Genomic DNA, 21,073 nt, shown 5'->3' on the forward strand with positions numbered 1-21,073 from the left:
TTTCGCCACATCATGGCGAACGGCGTTAAGAGAAAGCGGCCCTTCGGGGCCGTTTTTTTTCGGGCAAAACGTGATCACGCCTTGTATTGCTATCCCCGTTACGCCACGTCATGATTGCGGCGGAGGTGTGCGATGGGCCTGCCGCTCAGCCAGGATCTGATCTACGAAGCGATTCTCGATGACGAGGCGTTCGCCGAGCTGCCGCAGGCATTGGCGCATGCCGCCGGCGGCCGGTCGGCGCTGCTGCACTGGCGGCACATCCATGGCGGCGCCGAGGTTCTGGTCCATAGCCGCTACTTCACCGATGAGATCATGCAGGCCTATGCCGAGCATTATGCCGGCGACGATCTGTGGATGAGCGCGGGGCTGGCTTCGGGCATCCGTAATCGGGCCGTCGCCATGAACACCCTTGTGGCCGACGACGTCTTTGCGCGCAGCGTCATGTATAACGAATTCATCCGGCCGATGGATGACGACACCTTCCGTTGCATGGGAATTATCTTCGACACGCCCTTCGGTGTGGGTGCACTGGGCATCCAGCGTGGGCGTCATCACGACGTGTTCGACCAGGATGCGGTGGCGCACATCAACCAGTACAGCACGGCGCTCAAGCGGATGATGGCGGTGCGTGGCGAGCTGATGACGGCGCGGACCGACCGGCACGCGGCGCGCAGCAGCTTCGACAGCATGGAGCTGGCAATCCTGCAGGTCGATGCCGGCGGCAAGGTTCTGGATGGCAATGCCCAGGCCGATGAGCTGCTGCGCGGGCCGTCGGGCCTGCGCCAGGTGCGGGGACATCTGCGTGCCGGAGGCGGTGACGCGGAGGCGCTTAAGCGCGCCATTGCGCGGGCGACGGACATGGCAGCTCCGGAGGCGTCCCTGCTGTCGATCGGCGAGGCGCGGCTGAGCGTCACCGTATCGCCGCTCAGGGTGCCGGGGGTGAAACGGCGGGCGCTGATCATGGTCAAGCGGCCGTTCGGGCGGCAGCGTGATCTCGACCGGCATCTGATGCAGTTGTTCGGTCTGTCGCAGGCCGAGGCGCAGATCAGCATCAGCCTGGCCGAAGGACTGAGCCCGGCGGACATCGCGGAAAAGCGGCAGGTCGCTGAAGGGACCGTGCGGGTGCAACTGAAGACGATCATGGCCAAGCTGGGCTGCCGGCGACAGACGCAGATTGCCGCGGCGGTGCTGTCGTTGCCGCCGTTGCGTTTGTCTTGATGGTCGGGGTTTGGGGCCTGTGGCCCCAAGCCTTACCTACTTCAAAAGAAAGATTTGTGGGGTCTCAGACCCCACACCCCGAAATCAAACAAAGCAAAAAAAGGCGGCCCCGGGAGAGACCGCCTTTTTCTTTCAGGCCGCTGCGCAGAAGATAAACGCGCGGACCGAACCAGGAGACTTTTTTCGTAGCCGTTCAAGCACCGGCCGTCATATCCCAAATGGGATAAATGCCGCACTTTTTCACTGTAACCGGACCTTGCGCGCCTGATAGTTCAACGTCACGCGATAGTCCTTGAGAAACATGGCGCCCAAGGCTGCCTGGGACTTCAACGGCGACGTGCCGAACGCTCCGTACACAGCCGAAGGATTATCGCGCCGGATCTTTCCCACGATGACATCGGGTGCGGTCCCGACATGAACGGTTTGCGCGCCCGCATAGCCGTAGCTGGTGCGCGGCCGGCCGGCCTCGGCATAGGCCTGCAAACCCGCCGCCCGCACGCCTGAAGGCGTAATCAGCAGCTCATACATGCCGCCGCTGTCGATCAGGGCCGTCATGCGACGCCCGGCCACGGTCACGGGAACAGTCGGGATATTGAAATCCTCGCCCATGGGCAGGTCGCAGCCGCACGGCTCCAGGCGCGAGGTAAACCAGACGCGATTTCGTGGATAATCGATGACCACGATCCGGCCGGCCAGGAAGCTGTGCCCCAGGACACCGGCGAGCGGCCTTCCGTCCGGCCCCAGCATACCGTCCAGCCGGCTGGCGGCGAAGTCAATCCGGCGTGTACTGTCACCCGCCGTCAGGTCGGCCTTTGTATTGAAGAACTCGACCGGCTTGTGGCCTATGCCCGTGCCCCAGCCGGCCGCCTTGTCGAGCTTGAGGCCCAGGCCGCGGGCATAGTCGAGGCTGATGGCTGACGGCGAGGTGCCGTTGTCGAGGTTCATCCACACCGGTTCGGCGCCGTTCACCGACACCTTCAGATAGACCATGCCATCATGAAAAACGGCGGGCAATTCGATATCGGCGACACGGGCGGGGGTTATCAGGAAAAGCGCGGCGAGCAGGGCGGCAAAGGCGTGTTTCATGGCCCGAGGCTAAGAGGCGTTGCTGCAAAAGAACAATAGGGAGGTTACATTGAAAGCGCAGGCCAATGATCGCATCCTTATCGCCCGACGTACATGTTCGCCAACTTAATTGGAGTGCTCCCATGAAACCGCGCGATTTCGCTATTCCCGTCGCCCTGTTGTCCATCGCTGCCGTCGCGGTGACCGCAAACATCGCCACCGCCATGCCGGTCGGCAACACATCCGTTCCGCAACCCGCCAAGCCTGTTGATCTCAAGTCCTACCTAGGCAAGTGGTACGAACTGGGCCGCTATGAGAACCGCTTCGAGAAGGGCTGCGATGGTGTTACCGCTGAATACAGCCTGGCTGAAGACGGACAGGTCAATATCCTCAACACCTGCGGTCAGCGCGACGGCAAGCCGGGCAAGACATCAGAAGGCAAGGCCAAGGTCGTGCCGGACAGCAACAACGCCAAGCTGAAGGTGTCCTTCTTCGGCCCCTTTTATTTTGGCGACTACTGGGTTCTGGACCACGCCGACGATTACACCTGGTCGATCGTCGGTGAGCCGTCGGGCAAGTATCTGTGGATTCTGAGCCGCAACGCCCATCCGTCGCAGGGTTTCCGCGATGAACTGATCAAACGCGTGGCCGAGCTCGGTTACGACACCAAGCTGATCCGCGAGACGAAGCACTAATAAAAAAGGCAGCCCGGGAACGGGCTGCCTCTGCCTATTTAGCAAATACGCTACAATTTTCTTATGTAACCATTTAACTGCTATTGCCGCCGGAATGATTACCTCTAGATAATTGGCAGCGTGAGCCATGAACTCATTAAAGGCTTGAATCCCTGACAAAGGTTAGCCTTTGTACAGGGGAGAATATGAAACCATTTAAGGTCGTTCTCCAGGTTGTTGCTCCACCAAACGTGGAGTTTGGCAACCCTGCCGTCAGATTAACAAATAATCAACCAACTAAATCCCGTCGCCGCCATAGATCGGGTTGTGGATGCCGCATTCGACCTTCTCGGTCCCGGCCCAGCGGCCGGCGCGGGCGTCTTCACCCTTTTCCACCGGCTTGGTGCAGGTAAAGCAGCCGATCGACGGAAAGCCTTGTTCCACCAGCGGATGCGGCGGCAGGTCGTGTTCGGCGAAATAGGCGTCGAGATCGGCTTGCGTCCACTTGGCCAGCGGATTGACCTTGAAATGACGGCCATCCCATTCGACGATGGCCAAGTTTGCGCGCGTCTTGGCCTGGTGGCGCTTGCGACCGGAAATCCAGGCGCCGTAGGTTTCCATAACCTTGTTCAGCGGCCGCACCTTGCGCAAGTCGCAGCACTGGTCAGGATGGGTCCGCCACAGGGTACCCTTGCCGTCTTCGTCCGCGGCTTCTTTTTCATCAGCCTTGAGGTTGATGACATTGGTCAGGCCCAGGCGGCTTGCCAGCTCGTCGCGATATTGCAGGGTCTGGAAGAAATGCCGGTCGGTGTCGAGGAACAGCACCGGCAGGTTGGGATCGATCTCAGACACCATGTGCAACAGCACGGCCGAGTCAGCGCCGAACGACGATGACAGGGTGATGTCGCCGAAGAACTGGTTGCGGATGGCGTCGCGCAGGATCTCCTGCGGAGTCATATCCTCATAACGCGCGCTGAGTTCGGCGGCGCGCTGGCCGTTTTCCGACCTTTGCAGGTCGCGGGCGATGTCGATCAGGACCGTCATGGTCTTGTATCCTTAAACGCCGGCGTGACGCAGGGCCCAAGCCGGCCGGGCGGAATCGGCCGCCCCCTGGTAGGTCGTTGAAAAGCGTTTGGCCGCCGAGGTGACGGCCTCCGCCGGGTCCTTGTCCTTGACCAGGAACTCGTCGAAACCACAGCGCAGCATGTAGAAGAGCTGGTCGCGCAGCACGTCGCCGACGGCGCGAAGAACGCGGGTATAGCCCAGGTCTTCGCGCAGGATGCGGGCGGTCGAATAGCCCCGGCCGTCGCGGAAGCCTGGGAAGGCGACCTCGATCACGGTCAGCTTGTCGAGGAAGGGCTCGAGCAGTCGGACATCGTCACCCGGATTGATGCGGACGCCGTAGTGTCCGTTCAGTCCGTCGAGTTCGCGCAGGGCGCGATCGAAACCAAGTACGACCGGACCGTCGACGCCATGGGTCTCGTCGTCAGCCAGCAGGCGCCAGCCGTTGGGAATAACGTCGCCGGCATTGGTGACCAACTGGGCATCGTAGGTGGAGTTGGCCTTAGGCGTGCTCATGCAGGGCCTCCGCGAAGGCGTCGCGACCGACGCGCTCCAAAGTGTCGATAAAGCGTTCGGTTTCGCTTGTGCGCAGGTCAAGATACAGGCGCACAACGCGTTCGATGGCGGCGGGCACGGCTTCCGCCGACAGGCCCTTGCCGGTGATCTGGCCAAGCGCCGCCTTCTCGTCGGCGCGGCCACCCAGCAGGATTTGGTAGAATTCGATACCCTGCTTGTCGACGCCCAGAATGCCGATGTGGCCGACATGGTGGTGGCCGCAGGCATTGATGCAGCCCGAAATCTTGATCTGCAGGTCACCGATCTGGTCGGTCAGCTTGGCGTCTTCAAAACGCTGCGAGATGTCCTGGGCCAGCGGGATTGAGCGGGCATTGGCCAGCGAACAGTAGTCGAGGCCCGGGCAAGCGATCATATCGGTGATCTTGCCGGCATTGGCGGTGCCTAGGCCAGCGGCATCGAGCTTTTCATAGAGCGTGTAGAGGTCGTTCTTGGCGACGTGCGGCAGGATAATGTTCTGCTCATGGCTGACGCGCAGTTCGCCGTAACCATAGGCATCGGCCACGTCGGCCATGACGTCCATCTGCGCCGACGACGCATCGCCGGGCGGCAGGCCGGTGGGCTTCAGCGAGATCGTCACCGAGACGTGGTTGTCACGTTTGTGCGGGTTGGTGTTGTTCTTCACCCAGCGGGCAAAGCCGGCATCGGCCGTCCGGGCGCGCTCAAACGCCGCGCTGTCGAACCCGTCAACGAAGGCGGGGTCCGGGAAGAAGCTCTTGATGCGGTTGACCTCGGCGGCCGGGGCATCGACCTTGGCCTTGTCGAGGCGCGACCATTCTTCTTCGACCTGGCGGCCGTACTCTTCGGCGCCCAGAGCGGAAACGAGGATCTTGATCCGCGCCTTGTAGATATTGTCGCGGCGGCCATAGCGGTTGTAGACGCGCAGGCAGGCCTCAAGATAGCTCAGCAGCTGTTCCGGGTTCAGGTCGCGCTTGATGACCGGCGCGACGTGCGGGGTCCGGCCCATGCCGCCGCCGACATAGACGTCGAAGCCCGACGGCTTCAGGTGCAGGCCGATGTCGTGGACGCGGATAGCGGCGCGGTCTTTCGTCGCGCCGGTGATGGCGATCTTGAACTTGCGCGGCAGGAAGGTGAATTCGGGGTGGTTGGATGACCACTGGCGGATCACTTCGGCCCACGGGCGCGGGTCGGCGACTTCGTCCCTGGCAGCACCGGCGAACTGGTCGGTCGTGGTGTTGCGGATGCAGTTGCCCGAGGTTTGCAGGGCGTGCATCTCGACCTCAGCCAGTTCTTCCAGAATCTTCGGCGCATCGGCCAGCTTGATCCAGTTGAACTGCAGGTTCTGGCGCGTGGTAAAGTGGCCGAAGTCGCGGTCATAGGTGCGCGCGATGTGGGCGAACTTGCGCATCTGCTTCGACGACAGGACGCCGTACGGCACGGCGATGCGCAGCATGTAGGCGTGCAGTTGCAGGTACAGGCCGTTCATCAGGCGCAATGGTTTGAACTGGTCTTCGGTGATCTCACCCGCCAGACGGCGGGCGACCTGGCCGGCGAATTCCTTGTTACGGTCGCGGACAAAGGCGTGGTCGAAGGCGTCGTACTTATACATGGTAGGTGTCGGGGCTTGGGTAGTGGCTGGCATGCCTTATTCCTCAAAGATGGCCGTGCGGCCATGTTCTTTTGCCACCGCATCAGTGGTTTGGCCGATGGTCGGGCCGTTGGCGCGGACGAATTCGCGCACGTGTTCGCGTTGCACCGGATTGCCGGTATCGGTCAGCGGGATCAGATAGGGCGCAACGACTTCGGTTTCGCGCAGCTTCCATTCGATCAGCAGGGCGTCGGCGTCGTCGTCGCTGAGTTTTGTGGCCTCAGCAGCGTCCTCGACCCAGCCCGAGCCGGAATACCAGAGCGTCAGGCCGTCGGTCAGACGGTTGGCGGTGAGCAGTTTCATGCGTGTACCTGTTGAGCGGTCTCGATGAGACCGGCGACTTCGGGAGCGTAAAGCGAGGCGACCTCGCCGATGATGAGCAGGGCTGGGCCCTGGGGCGGGTTGGCCGCGATGATGGCTTCGAGCGTTGCGAGATCGGCGAGGGTGCGGCGCTCATCGGCGCGCGTGCCGTTCTCGATGATCAGCACCGGTGTGTCCGGCATGCGGCCGTGATGCATCAGCTTGCCGGCGATCTCGCTGGCCGTGGCGACGCCCATGTAGATGACCAGGGTGTGGTGCGGCGCCGACAGGGCCGACCAGTCAAGCTGGAGCGGATTGCTGTGGTCGCCGTCCTTGAGGTGGCCCGTGACGAAGGTGACCGATTGGGCGTGGTCGCGGTGGGTGAGGGGCACGCCGGCCGAGGCCGCGCAGCCCAGCGCCGCGGTAATGCCGGGTGTGACGTGGACCTCGATGCCGGCCTGGCGCAAGGCCTCGACCTCTTCGCCGCCGCGGCCGAAGACGAACGGATCGCCGCCCTTCAGGCGTACGACGCGCTTGCCGAGGCGTGCCTGTTCGACCAGCAGGTCGTGGATCTGCTCCTGCGGGACCGAGTGGTTGGAGCGCGCCTTGCCGACGTAGAAGCGCTCAGAGTCGCGGCGGGCCAGATCCATGATTTGGGCGCCAACCAGGCGGTCATAGACGATGACGTCGGCTTCGGAGAGCAGGCGCAGCGCCTTCAGTGTCAGCAGTTCGGGATCGCCGGGACCGGCGCCGACGAGGTGCACAACGCCCGCGCGTTCGATTTGGTACTGGGTCGCCTTGACGGCTGCGACAGCCTCAGCGATGCGGCCTTCACGCGCCAGTTCGGCGGCGGGCGATTGCAGTACGTCTTCCCAGAAGCGGCGGCGGTCATCGACGTTGGTGATGGCCTCGCGCAGCAGCGGGCTGATGGCGAGCGCAAACTCGGCGATGTGCGTGTCCGACGGCGGTACGGCGGCTTCTATCTTGCGGCGGGTTTCGCGCGCCAGAACGGGGGCGGTACCGCCGGTGGCGACGCCGATGCTCAAAGGACCGCGATCGATGATCGCCGGGAAATGGAAGTCGCTGAGGTCGGGATAGTCAACGACGTTGAGCGGCGCGCGCGAGGTGCGGGCAAGCGTCGCGCCTTTTTCAGCCAGGGCGCGGTCTTCGAACGCGACGACGATCAGGGCGGCGTCATTCAGTTCGCCAGCGTCGGGCCAGCGCGTGTGCACGGTGGCCTCGGCCTCGATCAGGGTCGCTTCGACAGGGGTGAACACAGTCAGTTGCGCCGGCGTGCGAGCGAACAGGTTCAGCTTGCGCGTCAGCCATGCGCCTTCGCCGATCAGGACGACCTGACGGTTTTCCAATGGCCATGACAGGGGGAGGGCTAACATCGCTCAGACTCTTACTTCGACAGGTCTGAATGTAGGGTTTCAGACCCGCGAAATAAAGCGATGGTTTGTGGCAGCAGTGTTTAGGGCGGCTAACGCGATCCGGCTTACGCTGACCGGGCGGAATTCCAGCTACCGAAAGGCCGGATATGCAGGGTGTCAGCGTCCGAAACATGACTGAACGAATGGGTCAGGCGCTGGCGGTTGAAATGCGGGGCATGGACGCCCGGGACGTCGACCGTCAGGCCATCGCGCGAGGCGAAGGCCAGGAGGCTGGAGTGCGGGCGGCACAGGGCGCAGCTGCATTCAGCGCCGTCGATAAAGTCGGCGTCGATCTCGAACGCGATATTGTTGCCGTGGTAAAACTGTTCATGACGCATGATTCTGGCTCCTGCCCGGACAGTCGGAGGCTAGGAGGGCGGAAATAAGGAAACAATGCGCGCAAACCTTGGCGAACGCGGGTTTTGATAAGCGGGCACCAAGCGCTTTCCAAAAAGTGTCCAGCGGTTTTTGGGGTAAAAGCGCGACCAGACTAATGGCTGGCGCCGTCCCACTTGCGAATCTTCAAGGTCTCGAGGTCGATGTCGGGAATGCAGCGCAGGTTGATGGCGCGCATGGGTGTGCCATCGGGCTTCACCCCTTCGGAAAATGGCGCGGTGCCGCAGGTGCCGCAGAAATGGTGTTGCAGCTTGTGCGAGTTGAAGGTGTAGGTCTCAAGATCGGCTTCGGACGTTTTGAGCGTAAAGGCCGGTACGCCGACAAAGGCCAACAGGCTGCCGCGCCGACGGCATAGCGAACAGTTGCAGTCGATGGCGGTTTCGAAATCACCTTCGACTTCAAAGGCGATCTTGCCGCAGTGGCAGCTTCCCTGATGCAGCATGGTCGTGTTCCTCCTCTTTTCCACCTGGACAAGCCGCCGCATGGGACAGTTTGTTTCGGCATGTTATGATCGGGATATGACGTCAGAACAGGCATTGGCCGCAAGGGAAAAAATCCGCCGGGAAGCGGCCGCGATCGGCGTGGACGAAGCCTTTATCGATCGGCTGGTCGAGGCGTTTTACGCCCGTGTGCGGGTGCACGAACGTTTGGGGCCGGTGTTCAACGGCGCCGTCGACGACTGGCCGGATCACCTGGCCAAATTGAAACAGTTCTGGGCTTCGGTCGCGCTGCATTCCGGCAGCTATTCCGGCCGGCCGATGCAGGCGCATATGCGCGTGCCTTCAATAGAACCGGCGCACTTCGGCGAGTGGCTCTATCTGTTCGAACAGACCCTGCGCGATATCGCCCCCAATGAAGCTGCCGTCGAATACTTCATGGTTCGCGCCCATCGGATTGGCGAGAGCCTGAAGCTGGGCCTGTTCTTCCGGCCAAGTTAGGCTGCCTCAGATCGCCTGACGTAAAGCGAATGGGGTGTGGGGTCCGCGACCCCACAAATATTTCTTATTCCAAAAGAAAAGCCCTCGCCCTTAACGGGGCGGGGCTTTCTTTTGGATTAGGGAAGACTTGGGGCCGCAGGCCCCAAACCCCTTTACTTTACGCCCAGCTTCTTCTGCAGATCGCTCGACGACGTCGTGTACTGGAAGCGCAGCTTGCGGTCCGGGTGGACATAGCGGTGCGCCTGCTGCGCCATCAAGGCCGCCTCGTGGAAGCCCGACAGGATCAGCTTCAGCTTGCCCGGATAGTGGTTGATGTCGCCGATGGCGAAAATACCCGGCGTCGAGGTTTCGAACTTTTCCGTATCCACCGGGATCAGGTTTTCGTGCAGGTTCAGGCCGAACTCCGCCACCGGCCCCAGCTTCATGGTCAGGCCGAAGAAGGGCAGGAAGGCGTCGGCTTCGATGTGCGATTCATTGCCGTCGGCATCTTCGATCAGTACCGACTCGAGGAAGTGGCCGGTCTCGCCCTTAAGCGCGGTGGCTTGCGCGATGATCAGGTCCATCTTGCCGTCGGCGACCAACTGGCGCATCTGGGCGACGCTGTGCGGCGCGGCGCGGAAGTCGTCGCGGCGGTGGATCAGGGTGACGCGTTCGGCGATCGGCTGCAGGTTCAGCGTCCAGTCGAGCGCCGAGTCGCCGCCGCCCGAAATAACGATCTTCTTACCGCGGAAGGTATCCATCTTGCGCACGGCATAGTGGACGCCCTTGCCCGGCCCGATGTTTTCAAAGCCTTCGATGCCCGGGATCGGCGGCTTCTTCGGCTGGAAGGACCCCCCGCCAGCGGCGATGATGATGGCCTTGGCGCGCACGACGGTCTTCTGGTCGGTGGTCACTTCCCACAGGCCCGCGTCTTCCTCGCCCTCTTCGATCTTGCGCACGGCCACGGCCATTTCGCCCAAGTGATACTTGGCGCCGAACGGATGGATCTGTTCCAGCAGGCGCTTGGTCAGGTCATCGCCCGAAATGATCGGCCAGGCCGGAATGTCGTAGATCGGCTTCTCCGGGTACAGCTCAGCGCACTGACCGCCGACCTTGTCGAGAATGTCGATCAGGTGGGCCTTGATGTCGAGCAGGCCCAGTTCAAAGACGCTGAACAGGCCGACCGGTCCGGCGCCGATGACGACGACGTCCGTTGTCCAGGTCTGACCCGCTTCCAGCGCGTCGACTTGGTGCAGGGGGTTTACGTCGGTCATTATTTGTCTCCAGAGGCAGATAGATAGTTTTGTTAAACTGAAAAGCGCTATATTAGGGCGCTGAATTTAGCAGAGGTTACGGCATGTCCAGGGATAGACTGCCGCCGCTGTCGGCGCTTCGCGTGTTCGAAGCGGCGGCGCGGCACGAAAGTTTCAAGCAGGCGGCCGAAGAACTGTTCGTCACGCCGGGCGCTGTGTCGCAGCAGATCCGCCTTCTCGAGGAACATGTCGGCGTCGAGCTGTTCGTCCGCGACGGCCGTCGCGTGGTCCTGAGCGACGCCGGCAAGGCATCCGCCCTGATCCTCAAGGAAGCCTTCGAGAAGATGTTCGAGGCGACGCGCCTGATGAAGGCCGGCATCAGCAAGGGCCGCGTCACGGTTTCCGCCGCGCCCAGCTTCGCCGCCAAGTGGCTTATGCCGCGTCTCTACGAGTTTAGCGCCGCTAACGAAGACATCGACGTCTGGGTCAGCGCCGACATGCAGCCGGTTGACTTCGCCGTGTCCGACATCGACCTGGCCGTGCGCTACGGCAACGGCCATTATAACGGATTGCATGTCGAGCACCTGCTGGCCGAAGCCGTCGTGCCGGTGTGCTCGCCGCTGTTGTTCGAAGCCGCGCCGATGAAGAAGCCCGCCGATCTCGGTCACCACGTCCTGCTGCACGATGTCGGCTTCGAAGCCGACCCCAGCTGCCCGGACTGGGCCATGTGGCTCAAGGCGCACGGTGTCGAAGGCGTCGATGCGTCGCGCGGTCCGCGCTTCAACCAGTCGTCCATGGTCATTGAGGCGGCCGTGGCCGGCCGTGGCGTCGCCCTGGCCAAGCGCACCATTGCCGAGGCCGATCTCCAGGCCGGGCGTTTGATGGTCCTGTTCGACGAGGCCGATGCGCCGCTGAACTTCGGTTATTACCTGGTGTGGCCGCAGACGCGCGAGCCCAGCCCGGCCCAGTTGCGCTTCATGGACTGGCTGCGGGCCGAGGCGAGAAATGCCGAGCCGGCGGCGGGCGGCGCCAAGGAGCGCCCCGTGTTTGCCGCTCAGGATATTTAAAGGCGCAGACCCATTAGGCGCAAACTCACTTCGCCCTCCCCACCTGTGGGGAGGGGGGACCATTGGCGGAGCCAATGGTGGGCGGGGCTCATCACAGTTTGCTGCAAGCGCCATGACTTGATGGTTTTGTGTCTTTTGCAAATCGCGCAAAGCCCCGCCCACCATCTGCTCCGCAGATGGTCCCCCCTCCCCATGAATGGGGAGAGCGAAGGGGTTACTTTTCGCGACTCTCGACACCTTACGCAGCGGCCCCCGTATCCGGGAACCACGGCGGGGTCGGCAGGCCCTTGTCCTTCAGGAAAGCCGGATTGAAGATCTTCGACGCATAGCGGTTGCCATAGTCGCACAGCACGGTGACGATCGTCTTGCCCGGGCCCAGGTCCTTCGCCATCTTCATCGCGCCGACGACGTTCAGCGCCGACGAGGTGCCCAGGCACAACCCTTCCGTCTGGATCATGTCGTAGAGCACCGGCAGCCATTCTTCGTCCGATACCTGATAGGAGCGGTCGACGTGGATGCCTTCCAGGTTGGCGGTGATGCGGCCCTGGCCGATGCCTTCGGTGATCGAAGTACCTTCGGCCTTCAGTTCACCGGTTGTGTAGTAGCTGTAGAGCGCGGCGCCGAACGGGTCGGCCAGGCCGATCTGGATGTCCGGGTTCTGGCCCTTCAGGTAGAGGCTCATGCCGCCGAGCGTACCGCCCGAACCGACCGCGCAGATAAAGGCATCGAGCTTGCCGTCGAGCGCCTTCATCACCTCGGGGCCTGTGCCCTCGATGTGCGCCTGACGGTTGGCGACATTGTCGAACTGGTTGGCCCATACCGCGCCCAGTTCCTGGGCCAGGGTGCCGGAATAACGGACATAGTTGTTCGGATTGGCGTAAGGGACAGCATCGACTTCGATCAGCTCGGCGCCAAGCTGACGGATGGCGTCCTTCTTTTCCTGCGCCTGGGTGCGCGGAATGACGATGACGCACTTGTAGCCAAGCGCATTGGCGACCATGGCCAGGCCGATGCCGGTATTGCCGGCCGTGCCTTCGACGATGGTCCCGCCGGGCCTGAGACGGCCGTTCTTTTCGTGGTCGCGGATGATCCAGAGTGCGGCGCGATCCTTGATCGACTGGCCGGGATTAAGGAATTCGGCCTTGCCATAGATGTCGCAGCCCGTGGCTTCGGATGCCGCCTTCAGGCGGATCAGCGGTGTGTTTCCGATCAGGTCGACGACGGAATTGACAGGTGCGGACATGGGAATGGTTCTCAAAAAAGGTGAGGCTAGCTAACAAATTGCCGCCGTTTGCCCAAGCGATGGATTCTAATGGCGCGATTTAGTCGTCCTGCCACGTAACGGCAAGAGCCGCGTGTCGCCGTGTAACCGGTGACAAACGCATGGCCTTTTTATTTTTCTGACGGTTATTTCAGGGCGGCTGACGGGCAACATGGTTATGGAGTTGTTAATGGCCGTCCTCAGCTTTATAATATCCATACTCGCGGGACTGGGAGCGGGATGGATTGTTTACTATATAATGGTGGGAGGGCTTCGCATGTCGGAAAACGATAATAAAAACAAGATAGTGCAGGAAAACGAGTCCCTGCTCGACCGCTTCGGCGTTGTTTGCTTCCGCGTGGCCAACAGGTTCGTGATTTCGACACTGGGTGGCGCGCTCGTGAAACTTGTGCTCGGCAATCCCAAAACCCGCAAAGCCTGATTGACCTTGCGCGGACGGCAAGGCTCGCTCTATAGCAGACGCCTTACGTTTCCCAATGGATGCAGGTCCGCGCCAAAATGGCTGTTTTCACTCCCGTTTCGCTGGATGATGCCAGAGCCTACCTGCGTGACTATGACATCGGCGAACTGATCCACCTCGAAGGCATCGAGGAAGGCGTCTCCAACACAAATTTCAAGGTCGAAACGACGACGGGCCTCTACGCCCTGACTCTGTTCGAAGCCGCGACGCCGTGGGACGACCTGCCGTGGTTCATGGACTATACCCTCTATCTCGACCGCAAAGGCTATCCGGCGCCGGGGCCTGCGCTCAAGCGTGATGGCCAGCCCCTGGGCGAGATCAACGGCAAGCCGTGCGCCCTGATCAAGTGGCTGCCGGGCCGTTGGCCGCGCAATCCGGATGTGCGCCACGCCGCGTCGGCGGGCCAGTATCTGGCCATGCTGCACGTGATGGGCGGCGATTTCCCGCAAATCCGTGAAAACAGCATGGGGCCGCAAGCCTGGCCGGGCCTGATCGAGCGGTGTGTGCCGAAGGCCGAGGCCTCACCACGCGCCCAGGACGTTCTGGAGGATTTCCGCAAGGAGCTTGACTGGCTTGCCCGGCAATGGCCGACCCAGCTACCTAAGGGCGCCATCCACGCCGACTATTTCACCGACAATGTGCTGATGAGCGACGATGGCGAAGTCACGGGCGTCATCGACTACTACTATGCCTGCACGGATTTCTACGCCTATGACCTGGCGGTGTCGCTCAATGCCTGGGGTTTTACGCCGGGCGGGCAGCCTTTGCCGGAGATGATCCGCGCCTTTGCCGGGGCCTATCACGCCGTGCGGCCACTGTCCGAAGCCGAGATTGCTGCCTTGCCGTTGTTCGCGCGCGGCTCGGCGGTGCGTTTTACCCTGACGCGGCTCTATGACCTGCTCAACCACGATCCGTCATGGGTGGTGAAGCCCAAGGATCCGGAAGCCTTTTATCGCCGGCTGGATTATCACCGCGCGATCAAGGGCGGCCACGATTACTTCAAAGCGTAAGCCGGCGGGTCGTAGCGGCCGTGCCAGACGCGCACGGCGCTGGCATTGTCCTGCTTTTGCGCGTCGCTGAGCTTGCCCTGCAGCTTCCTCTGAAGCGCCACATGATCGGCCGCATCGGTATCACCGCGATTGTCCAGGCCTAGTTGCAGCCAGTAGTCGGCCTGGGCGTGTTCGCCTCGGGCGGCCAGGACCTTAGCCAGGTCCACCTGATAGGCCGAGACCGCCCGGGCGTTGTCGTCGCCGGTCAGGCGATGGCCGTTGTTGTTGGCGGCGCGCGTCAGCCAGTCGAGCCCTGCGCCTGTATCCTGCGTCGTGCCATGCCCGTTGAGCAGCGCCTTGCCGACCGCCGCCTGTGCCTCGACATCGCCTGAGGCGGCGGCGCGGATGTACCACTGAAACGCCTGCGCGGCCGTATTGACGGCGCCCAGCCGGTCATCGGCATAGAGTCTGGCCAGCTGTACCTGCGCATCGCGGTCACCGGCTTCGGCGCGGGCGCGAACGCTGCCGGCGGCGCGGGTGTAGTAGATGACGGCCATGCCGCGGCGTTGGTCGCCCAGTTCGCCGGACTCGTAATGCCGGGCCGTGATCAGCTGATGATAGTATTCGCCATCGTCAGCCACGGCCTGGAACCATTTTTCGGCGCTGGCCATGTCGGGCCTGACGCCTTCGCCGGTGAGATAGCGGTAGGCGACGGCTTCGGCGGCGCGGGCGTCACCGTCTTCGGCGGCCTTCAGGTCTTCCAGGTAGGCCACGCGCCATTCGGCGATGTCGGCGCCGTAACCGGCCTTGTTGAGCGCGGCGATTTCGGCCTCCAGCCGGGTATCTTCGCCATTGGCGTCCCTGACGCGCAAGGCCCAGCGCAGGCGCTCGACGCCGGCGGCCGGCGGCGCGTAGGCCTGGGGGGTGTCGCAGCAGGTGTTCAGTTCATAGATGGCATTGCCGCTGCCCATTAATGCCGCTTGCTGCAGCAGGCTCATGCCACCGTTCCAGTCGGCTGCGACGCCCAGTTCACCATCTCTCTTGATCATGCCCAGCACATAGGTCGCCTCGGCATCACCATGCGCCATCGCCTTCCTCAACCACGGCATGGCGGCCTTGTCTTCGCGGCCGTAGAGCCAGGCGCCGAGTTCGGAAGTCGCGGCGTCATCGCCGGCATTGGCGCGGCTGACCAGATCTTCCGGCGCGCTTTCGGCCAGGGCCGGGCAAGCCGTCAACCACAGCCCGGCAAGCGCGGCCGCGCATATCGATCCTGTGATATTGTGCAACGTAAAGCCCACCCTCGCCGTTAACCATTGGAAACGGGCATGGATGGAAGGCAGAGTCCAGATAGTGAGATGCGCTTATGCGTCTTTTAGGCAACGCTGTTGCGTTTGCAACTTTCCCGGCTTGACCGGCTATCGCGGATGGTAAATAAGGCCCGCATGTTTACGAAAGCCAGCTATACCCAGATGAGCAAGCCGACCGTCTCGCAAGAGAACGGCGTTGATGCACGCCTGCTGCGCCAGACCCCCGATTACAATCCGGGCTGTATCCGAAAACCATAGGACCCTTAGCGTCCGATGTTTCGCATCCAGCCCTTTCGACCCGGTCGAAAGGGCTTTTTTGATTTCATTTCGAAAACGAGCAGAAAAGGAGAAAACACATGCAAGTTTTCCAAGGCGCCCGTGGGGGCTTGATCAAGGCGTGGATCGACGGTGTGGCCGTCGAGGATCAGGCGCGCAAGCAGCTCGACAATATCGCCGCCATGCCCTTCATCCATAAGCACGTGGCCATCATGCCCGACGTTCACTGGGGCATGGGCGCGACCATAGGTTCTGTCATCCCGACCAAAGGCGCGATCATCCCGGCGGCGGTCGGCGTCGACCTCGGCTGCGGCATGATGGCGGTGCGGACGACCCTGACCGCGTCTGACCTGCCCGACAATCTGTCGGGTCTGCGGACGGCGATCGAAGCGCGGATCCCGCACGGCCGGACCGACAACGGTGGTGTCAATGACCGCGGCGCGTGGGGTGAAGCCACTGAGGCGGCCAATGCTGAATTTTCGAAGCTTTCCGGCGAGCTGAAAAAGATCGTCGAGAAGCATCCGAAGATTTCACAGTCTGCGCAGCGGGCGCAGAACCACCTGGGGACGCTGGGCACCGGCAACCACTTCGTCGAGGTCTGCCTCGATGAAAACGATGCCGTGTGGATCATGCTGCACTCAGGGTCGCGGGGCATCGGCAACAAGATCGGCTCCTATTTCATCGAGCGCGCCAAGCACGAGATGAAGCGGTGGTTCATCAACCTGCCGGACGAAGACCTGGCCTACCTGCCGGAAGGCTCTGAGCTGTTCGGCGACTATATGGGCGCGGTGTCGTGGGCCCAGCGGTTCGCGCGGACCAACCGGGAACTGATGATGACGGCGGCGCTCGAAGCGCTTTCGGTATCCGTGCCGAAGCGGTTTACCTGCGACTGCGAGGCCGTGAACTGCCACCACAATTATGTGGCGCACGAACGGCACTTCGGTTCGGACGTGCTGGTGACCCGGAAGGGCGCCGTGCGGATCACGCCGGAGACGCTGGGCATCATTCCGGGCTCGATGGGCGCCAGGTCGTTCATCGTGCGGGGGATCGATGGCCAGCCGATGGCCGAGGCCCTGTGTTCGTGTTCGCACGGCGCGGGCCGGGCCATGTCCCGGGCGGAAGCCAAGCGCAGGTTCACCCTGGAAGACCACGCGCTTGCCACGGCAGGCGTGGAATGCCGGAAGGACTCCGAGGTGATCGACGAAACGCCGGCGGCGTACAAGGACATCGACGCGGTCATGAAAGCCCAGGCCGACCATGTCGAGATCGTCCATACGCTGAAGCAGGTCGTTTGCGTGAAAGGCTAATAGAAAGAGGTGGCATAGATGCCAGGTGGCATAGATGCCGCCTCTTTTTTGCCGTCTGGAACCGGCTATAGTCCGGCCATGCTGTCACGCCGTCACGCACTTCTGGGGCTGTCCGGTCTTTTCCTGCCGCAGGGGACGCAGGCAAAGGACGCGCTGCGCATTCCGATCCAGTTCAATGGGGCCGGTCTGCCGCATCTCGCGGTATCGTTCGGTGACAAGGGGCCTTATCGCTTTGTCATCGACACTGGATCGCCGGTCAATGGTATCAATGTCAAGCTGGCGCCCGAACTGGGGCTTATGGCCAGGACCAAGATCCGCGTCGTGGGTGTCGGTGGCGTCGAGATCAGTCCCGTCTATGTCATCCGCGATATCGGGATCGAAGACACCTATTTCTACAAGGAAATGCTTTTTGTCGGCCTGCGCAGGCCGCCTTTTGCCGACGCAAAAGGCATGCTGGGCGCGGGCTTCGTGACCGGCTGGCCGACGGAGTTCGATTTCGAAGCGGCCGAACTCCGCATCCACGAAAATGGCAGGCCGGATTTCAGCGCCTATCACATGTTGCCGTCGCAGCGTCTGCCGCAAGATTCGAATGACGACCACAAGGTGCTGGTTGAAGTTACGCTCGATGGTATGCCGCTGAAGCTGTTCGTGGATACTGGCGCCAGTGCCGAAATCAGCCTGAACAGCGATTGCGTTACACGGCTGAAGCTATGGGATCGTTATCCGGTCATCGCCACGGGACACACGCTCGATGTCAGCAGCGTCCGCGTGCCCCGCCGCACGGTCAAGGTCCCCAACCTTAAGCTGGGAGCGTACACCATAGAAGCAACGCCCGTCAGCCTGGGTCAGCCAAGGACGGGGCCATTGCGCGGTGAACGGTCCGACGGTGTCATCGGCATGCGCACATTGCGGCGTTTCGGCATCTGCTTCGACGACGACCGGGGCTTTGGCTTGAAGACGCGCGATGGCGGCAGGACCTTGCCCTATTTATGGACGTTTAAGCCGAAAAGCCCTTGACCAGATCGAGGGCGGCGGCCTCGTCCATCTTCAGTTCGGTGATGCGCTCGGGCAGGCCGTGCAGTGCCTGGATGGCTTCGGGTACTTCTGGTGCGAAGCCGAGCGCCCTTTGCACGAAGTCCGGGAACTTGGCGGCGTGGGCGGTTGACAGGAATATCTGCGGCTTGCCGGGTTCGCGACGTTCGAGCGCAGCGCCCAGGGCGACGGCGGTGTGAGGGCAAATTACCTTGCCATAGGCCTTATAGGCGTGGGCGATGGTCTCGGCGGTCTTGTCTTCGCTGATTGTCGAAGCGGTAACCTCGGCCTTCAGCGCCGATTGCAGCTCGGGCGACAGGGTGACCGCGCCGGTCGTGGCAAAGGTGTCGAACAAGGCCTTGGTCGTGGCGGCGCTGCGGCCGGAGGCTTCATAGACCAGGCGTTCGAAGTTCGACGGCGCCTGCACGTCCATGCTGACCGAGGCGGACTCGACGGCCTGGCGGCGAACATAGCGGCCGTCATTGATCGCCTGGTTGAGCGCGTCGTTCTGGTTCACGGCGGCGTGCAGGTGGCCGACATTGCCGCCGATGCAGCGCGCGACCCAGCCGGCGAAGGCGTCGCCGAAATTGCCGGTCGGCACGACGAATTCCGGCTTATCGGCGCCCGAAGCGGCGGCTGCTGCGAGATAGTAGGGCACCTGGCCCAGCAGGCGGCCCCAGTTGATCGAGTTGACCGAGCTGATCAGGCCGCGTTCTTTCAAGGCCGCGTTGCCGAGCAGGGTCTTGACGATCTTCTGGCAGTCGTCGAAGTCGCCTTCGATACCGACATTGAGCACATTGTCGGCCTCGACCGTCGTCATTTGCAAACGCTGGACCGGCGAGACGCGACCGAGCGGATGGAAGACGACAAGGCGGACGCGATCGGCACCGGCAAAGGCGCGCACCGCGGCGGCGCCTGTGTCGCCGGAGGTAGCAGTAACCAGGGTGAGGGTCTCATTGCGTTCGCGCAGGGCCCCGCTGGTCAGCTCGGCCATCATCTGCATGGCCATGTCCTTGAAGGCCAGGGTCGGGCCGTGCCACAGCTCAAGCATCCACAGATTGTCATCCAGTTGTGTCAGTGGCACCTGGCCGTCGGCGCGCAGGAAGGCGTTGGTCGTGGCGGTGACGGCGGCCTTGGCGGCTTCCGCGCCCACCGTATCGGCCTGGAAATCGTCGAGCAGGGTCTGGGTCAGCTTGCTGTAGTCGCGCGCCAGATCCGACCATTCGGAAGCGTTGCGTACCGGATAGCTGTCCGGCAGGTACAGGCCGCCATCGGGCGACAGGCCGTCGAGCAGGGCATCGGCGAAGGTCTTCGAACCCGTAAATCCGCGCGTGCCTATATAGTTCATTTTGTTACCAGTTCCGCTGAAAACCTAAGGCCTTGCGAAGGCTGCGCCATGTCAGTACAAGCGCGCCAGCACGGCGCCGCCCGTAACATTTTCAATCCGCTTAGAAAAGGCGAAACATGGCCGGTCAGACGAATATGAGCACGCCTGTGCCTCTGCCGGATGTTTTGCTGAACGCGCAACGGATCGTCATCAAGGTCGGGTCGGCCCTGGTGGTCGATAAGCCGTCGGGCGGTCCCAACGGGGCATGGATGGCCGGTCTGGCGCGCGATATCGCAACGCTGGCGGCGACGGGCAAGAGCATCGTCCTCGTCTCTTCGGGCGCGGTCGCGCTCGGCCGCCGCTATCTGGGCGTCACGCGCGCCAAGCTGAAGCTCGACGAAAAGCAGGCCTGCGCCGCAGCCGGACAACCCCTGCTGATGAGCGCCTGGGACGAGGCGTTTCGCGCTGTCGGCTTAAAGACCGCCCAGGTCCTGCTGACCCGCGAGGATACCGAAAAGCGCAAGCGCTGGCTCAATGCCCGCGCCACGGTCGAGACCCTGTTCGACCTGAAATGCGTACCGATCGTCAATGAAAACGACACGGTGGTCACCGAGGAAATCCGCTATGGCGACAATGACCGTCTGGCGGCGCGGACGGCGCAGCTGGTCAAGGCCGAGGCCCTGATCCTGCTGTCGGACATAGATGGTCTGTATACGGACGATCCGCGCCGCAATCCCGACGCGCAGCACATCGCCCTCGTCGAAAAGCTCGATGCGCGCATCGAGGCCATGGCCGGCGGCGCCAATGCGCAGGCCGGGGTCGGCACCGGCGGCATGGCGACCAAGATCGCGGCCGCCAAGATCGCCGGCTCTGCGGGCTGCGCGACCCTGATTGCCTTCGGCGCTGTGGTGCAGCCGCTGTCGTCGTTGAGCGGTCCCATGGGCGCGCGCTTTACCCTGTTCAAGCCGCAGGCGTCTTTGAGCGCGGCCTACAAGGCCTGGATCGCCGGGACGGTGGTGCCGGCCGGCAAGCTGATGCTCGATGAGGGGGCGGTGCGGGCGCTGCATAATGGCAAGTCGCTGCTGCCCTCGGGGATTGTCGAGGTCACGGGCAGCTTCGACAAGGGCGACACGGTATCGATCGTTTCGTGTGCTGGCCAGGAAGTCGCCCGCGGTATTGTCAGCTACAATGCCGAGGATATCCGCGCTATTCGCGGCCGGGGCAGCAAGGACATCGAGGCTATCCTGGGCTATACGTCAGGCGATGAAGTCATCCATCGCGACGACATGGCGATGATTTAATTCCTTCTCCCCGTTTCACGGGGAGAAGGTGGTCCGAAGGACCGGATGAGGGGCAGAAACTGTTTCCGGGCGTGCTGTTTCTGCTGCAATGCCCCTCACCCTATCCCTCTCCCCGCAAGCAGGGAGAGGGGACTAGGGACGCCAAACTCCGCCAGATTCCCGCCAAACTGCGCTGATTTCCGATGAAACGGTCGTCTTTTGCGACGGTTGCGCTATATAGCCTTC

Annotated in this window: 22 protein-coding genes; 10 read left to right on the top strand and 12 right to left on the bottom strand. The window is 62.4% G+C overall.

Translation table 11 applies throughout. The annotated features are described in order from the left end of the window. The first annotated feature begins 114 nt into the window (after positions 1 to 114). Positions 115 to 1,218 (top strand): helix-turn-helix transcriptional regulator, encoded by a 1,104-nt coding sequence (locus tag J2X24_RS13655; protein ID WP_209722559.1) that lies wholly within the window; start codon positions 115 to 117, stop codon positions 1,216 to 1,218. 240 nt (positions 1,219 to 1,458) lie between these two features. On the opposite strand, the gene J2X24_RS13660 is transcribed toward J2X24_RS13655, so the two are convergent. Further along, positions 1,459 to 2,304, bottom strand: a complete 846-nt coding sequence (locus tag J2X24_RS13660; protein WP_209722562.1) for an aspartyl protease family protein — start codon at positions 2,302 to 2,304, stop codon at positions 1,459 to 1,461. Between the two features lie 122 nt (positions 2,305 to 2,426). On the opposite strand from J2X24_RS13660, the gene J2X24_RS13665 reads away from it, so the two are divergent. Beyond that, the gene (locus J2X24_RS13665) at positions 2,427 to 2,978 is read left to right on the top strand and encodes a lipocalin family protein (RefSeq protein ID WP_209722565.1); all 552 of its coding nucleotides are present in this window, start codon (positions 2,427 to 2,429) and stop codon (positions 2,976 to 2,978) included. Between the two features lie 276 nt (positions 2,979 to 3,254). Here the strand turns inward: J2X24_RS13665 and J2X24_RS13670 are convergent, their stop codons facing one another. The 7 genes from J2X24_RS13670 to J2X24_RS13700 all read right to left on the bottom strand — a co-directional run bounded on the left by J2X24_RS13670 (position 3,255) and on the right by J2X24_RS13700 (position 8,772). Further along, a complete protein-coding gene (locus J2X24_RS13670) occupies positions 3,255 to 4,001 on the bottom strand; it encodes a phosphoadenylyl-sulfate reductase (protein ID WP_209722568.1) in 747 nt (248 codons plus the stop codon). A gap of 12 nt (positions 4,002 to 4,013) precedes the next feature. Next, positions 4,014 to 4,535 (bottom strand): DUF934 domain-containing protein, encoded by a 522-nt coding sequence (locus J2X24_RS13675; RefSeq protein ID WP_209722570.1) that lies wholly within the window; start codon positions 4,533 to 4,535, stop codon positions 4,014 to 4,016. Next, positions 4,522 to 6,162 carry a nitrite/sulfite reductase gene (locus tag J2X24_RS13680; protein ID WP_209722762.1) on the bottom strand — a complete coding sequence of 547 codons (1,641 nt, stop codon included), beginning with the start codon at positions 6,160 to 6,162 and terminating at the stop codon, positions 4,522 to 4,524. Before J2X24_RS13680 ends, J2X24_RS13675 begins: the two co-directional genes overlap by 14 nt. Positions 6,163 to 6,198: 36 nt before the next feature. Then, positions 6,199 to 6,504 (bottom strand): DUF2849 domain-containing protein, encoded by a 306-nt coding sequence (locus J2X24_RS13685; RefSeq protein ID WP_209722573.1) that lies wholly within the window; start codon positions 6,502 to 6,504, stop codon positions 6,199 to 6,201. Further along, positions 6,501 to 7,895 (bottom strand): siroheme synthase CysG, encoded by a 1,395-nt coding sequence (cysG, locus tag J2X24_RS13690; RefSeq protein ID WP_209722576.1) that lies wholly within the window; start codon positions 7,893 to 7,895, stop codon positions 6,501 to 6,503. The genes J2X24_RS13685 and cysG overlap by 4 nt, the downstream gene beginning before the upstream one ends. A gap of 104 nt (positions 7,896 to 7,999) precedes the next feature. Then, entirely contained in the window at positions 8,000 to 8,272 is a 273-nt protein-coding gene (locus J2X24_RS13695; protein ID WP_209722580.1) for a hypothetical protein, read from the bottom strand. 152 nt (positions 8,273 to 8,424) lie between these two features. Further along, positions 8,425 to 8,772: a GFA family protein gene (locus tag J2X24_RS13700; protein WP_209722583.1), complete on the bottom strand. Its 348-nt coding sequence runs from the start codon at positions 8,770 to 8,772 to the stop codon at positions 8,425 to 8,427. Positions 8,773 to 8,848: 76 nt separating this feature from the next. Between J2X24_RS13700 and J2X24_RS13705 the strand changes: the two genes are divergently transcribed. Further along, entirely contained in the window at positions 8,849 to 9,268 is a 420-nt protein-coding gene (locus J2X24_RS13705; RefSeq protein ID WP_209722587.1) for a group III truncated hemoglobin, read from the top strand. Positions 9,269 to 9,420: 152 nt separating this feature from the next. Here the strand turns inward: J2X24_RS13705 and J2X24_RS13710 are convergent, their stop codons facing one another. Then, positions 9,421 to 10,521 (bottom strand): NAD(P)/FAD-dependent oxidoreductase, encoded by a 1,101-nt coding sequence (locus tag J2X24_RS13710; RefSeq protein WP_209722590.1) that lies wholly within the window; start codon positions 10,519 to 10,521, stop codon positions 9,421 to 9,423. 83 nt (positions 10,522 to 10,604) lie between these two features. Here J2X24_RS13710 and gcvA point away from each other — a divergent pair, with 83 nt between their 5' ends. Further along, complete coding sequence (gene gcvA / locus J2X24_RS13715; RefSeq protein WP_209722593.1) at positions 10,605 to 11,567, top strand: transcriptional regulator GcvA; 963 nt, start codon at positions 10,605 to 10,607, stop codon at positions 11,565 to 11,567. A 238-nt stretch (positions 11,568 to 11,805) separates the two neighbouring features. On the opposite strand, the gene J2X24_RS13720 is transcribed toward gcvA, so the two are convergent. Further along, positions 11,806 to 12,810: a cysteine synthase A gene (locus tag J2X24_RS13720; protein ID WP_209722596.1), complete on the bottom strand. Its 1,005-nt coding sequence runs from the start codon at positions 12,808 to 12,810 to the stop codon at positions 11,806 to 11,808. A gap of 295 nt (positions 12,811 to 13,105) precedes the next feature. On the opposite strand from J2X24_RS13720, the gene J2X24_RS13725 reads away from it, so the two are divergent. Both J2X24_RS13725 and thrB read left to right on the top strand, forming a co-directional pair. Next, entirely contained in the window at positions 13,106 to 13,270 is a 165-nt protein-coding gene (locus tag J2X24_RS13725) for a hypothetical protein (protein WP_209722599.1), read from the top strand. Positions 13,271 to 13,347: 77 nt separating this feature from the next. Then, a complete protein-coding gene (gene thrB / locus J2X24_RS13730) occupies positions 13,348 to 14,319 on the top strand; it encodes a homoserine kinase (RefSeq protein ID WP_209722601.1) in 972 nt (323 codons plus the stop codon). On the opposite strand, the gene J2X24_RS13735 is transcribed toward thrB, so the two are convergent. Continuing rightward, positions 14,304 to 15,584, bottom strand: a complete 1,281-nt coding sequence (locus tag J2X24_RS13735; RefSeq protein ID WP_209722604.1) for a tetratricopeptide repeat protein — start codon at positions 15,582 to 15,584, stop codon at positions 14,304 to 14,306. The genes thrB and J2X24_RS13735 overlap by 16 nt on opposite strands. Positions 15,585 to 15,740: 156 nt before the next feature. On the opposite strand from J2X24_RS13735, the gene J2X24_RS22765 reads away from it, so the two are divergent. The 3 genes from J2X24_RS22765 to J2X24_RS13745 all read left to right on the top strand — a co-directional run bounded on the left by J2X24_RS22765 (position 15,741) and on the right by J2X24_RS13745 (position 18,205). Further along, entirely contained in the window at positions 15,741 to 15,863 is a 123-nt protein-coding gene (locus tag J2X24_RS22765; RefSeq protein ID WP_281064956.1) for a hypothetical protein, read from the top strand. 98 nt (positions 15,864 to 15,961) lie between these two features. Continuing rightward, the gene (locus J2X24_RS13740) at positions 15,962 to 17,188 is read left to right on the top strand and encodes an RtcB family protein (protein WP_209722608.1); all 1,227 of its coding nucleotides are present in this window, start codon (positions 15,962 to 15,964) and stop codon (positions 17,186 to 17,188) included. An 18-nt stretch (positions 17,189 to 17,206) separates the two neighbouring features. After that, positions 17,207 to 18,205, top strand: a complete 999-nt coding sequence (locus J2X24_RS13745; protein WP_209722610.1) for an aspartyl protease family protein — start codon at positions 17,207 to 17,209, stop codon at positions 18,203 to 18,205. On the opposite strand, the gene thrC is transcribed toward J2X24_RS13745, so the two are convergent. Beyond that, the gene (gene thrC, locus J2X24_RS13750; protein ID WP_209722613.1) at positions 18,186 to 19,568 is read right to left on the bottom strand and encodes a threonine synthase; all 1,383 of its coding nucleotides are present in this window, start codon (positions 19,566 to 19,568) and stop codon (positions 18,186 to 18,188) included. The two genes, J2X24_RS13745 and thrC, sit on opposite strands and share 20 nt — an antisense overlap. A 116-nt stretch (positions 19,569 to 19,684) precedes the next feature. Here thrC and proB point away from each other — a divergent pair, with 116 nt between their 5' ends. Beyond that, complete coding sequence (gene proB, locus J2X24_RS13755; protein WP_404977829.1) at positions 19,685 to 20,848, top strand: glutamate 5-kinase; 1,164 nt, start codon at positions 19,685 to 19,687, stop codon at positions 20,846 to 20,848. Positions 20,849 to 21,073: the final 225 nt, after the last annotated feature.

The sequence above is a fragment of the Asticcacaulis solisilvae genome, assembly GCF_017875235.1.
Classification (GTDB): domain Bacteria; phylum Pseudomonadota; class Alphaproteobacteria; order Caulobacterales; family Caulobacteraceae; genus Asticcacaulis; species Asticcacaulis solisilvae_A.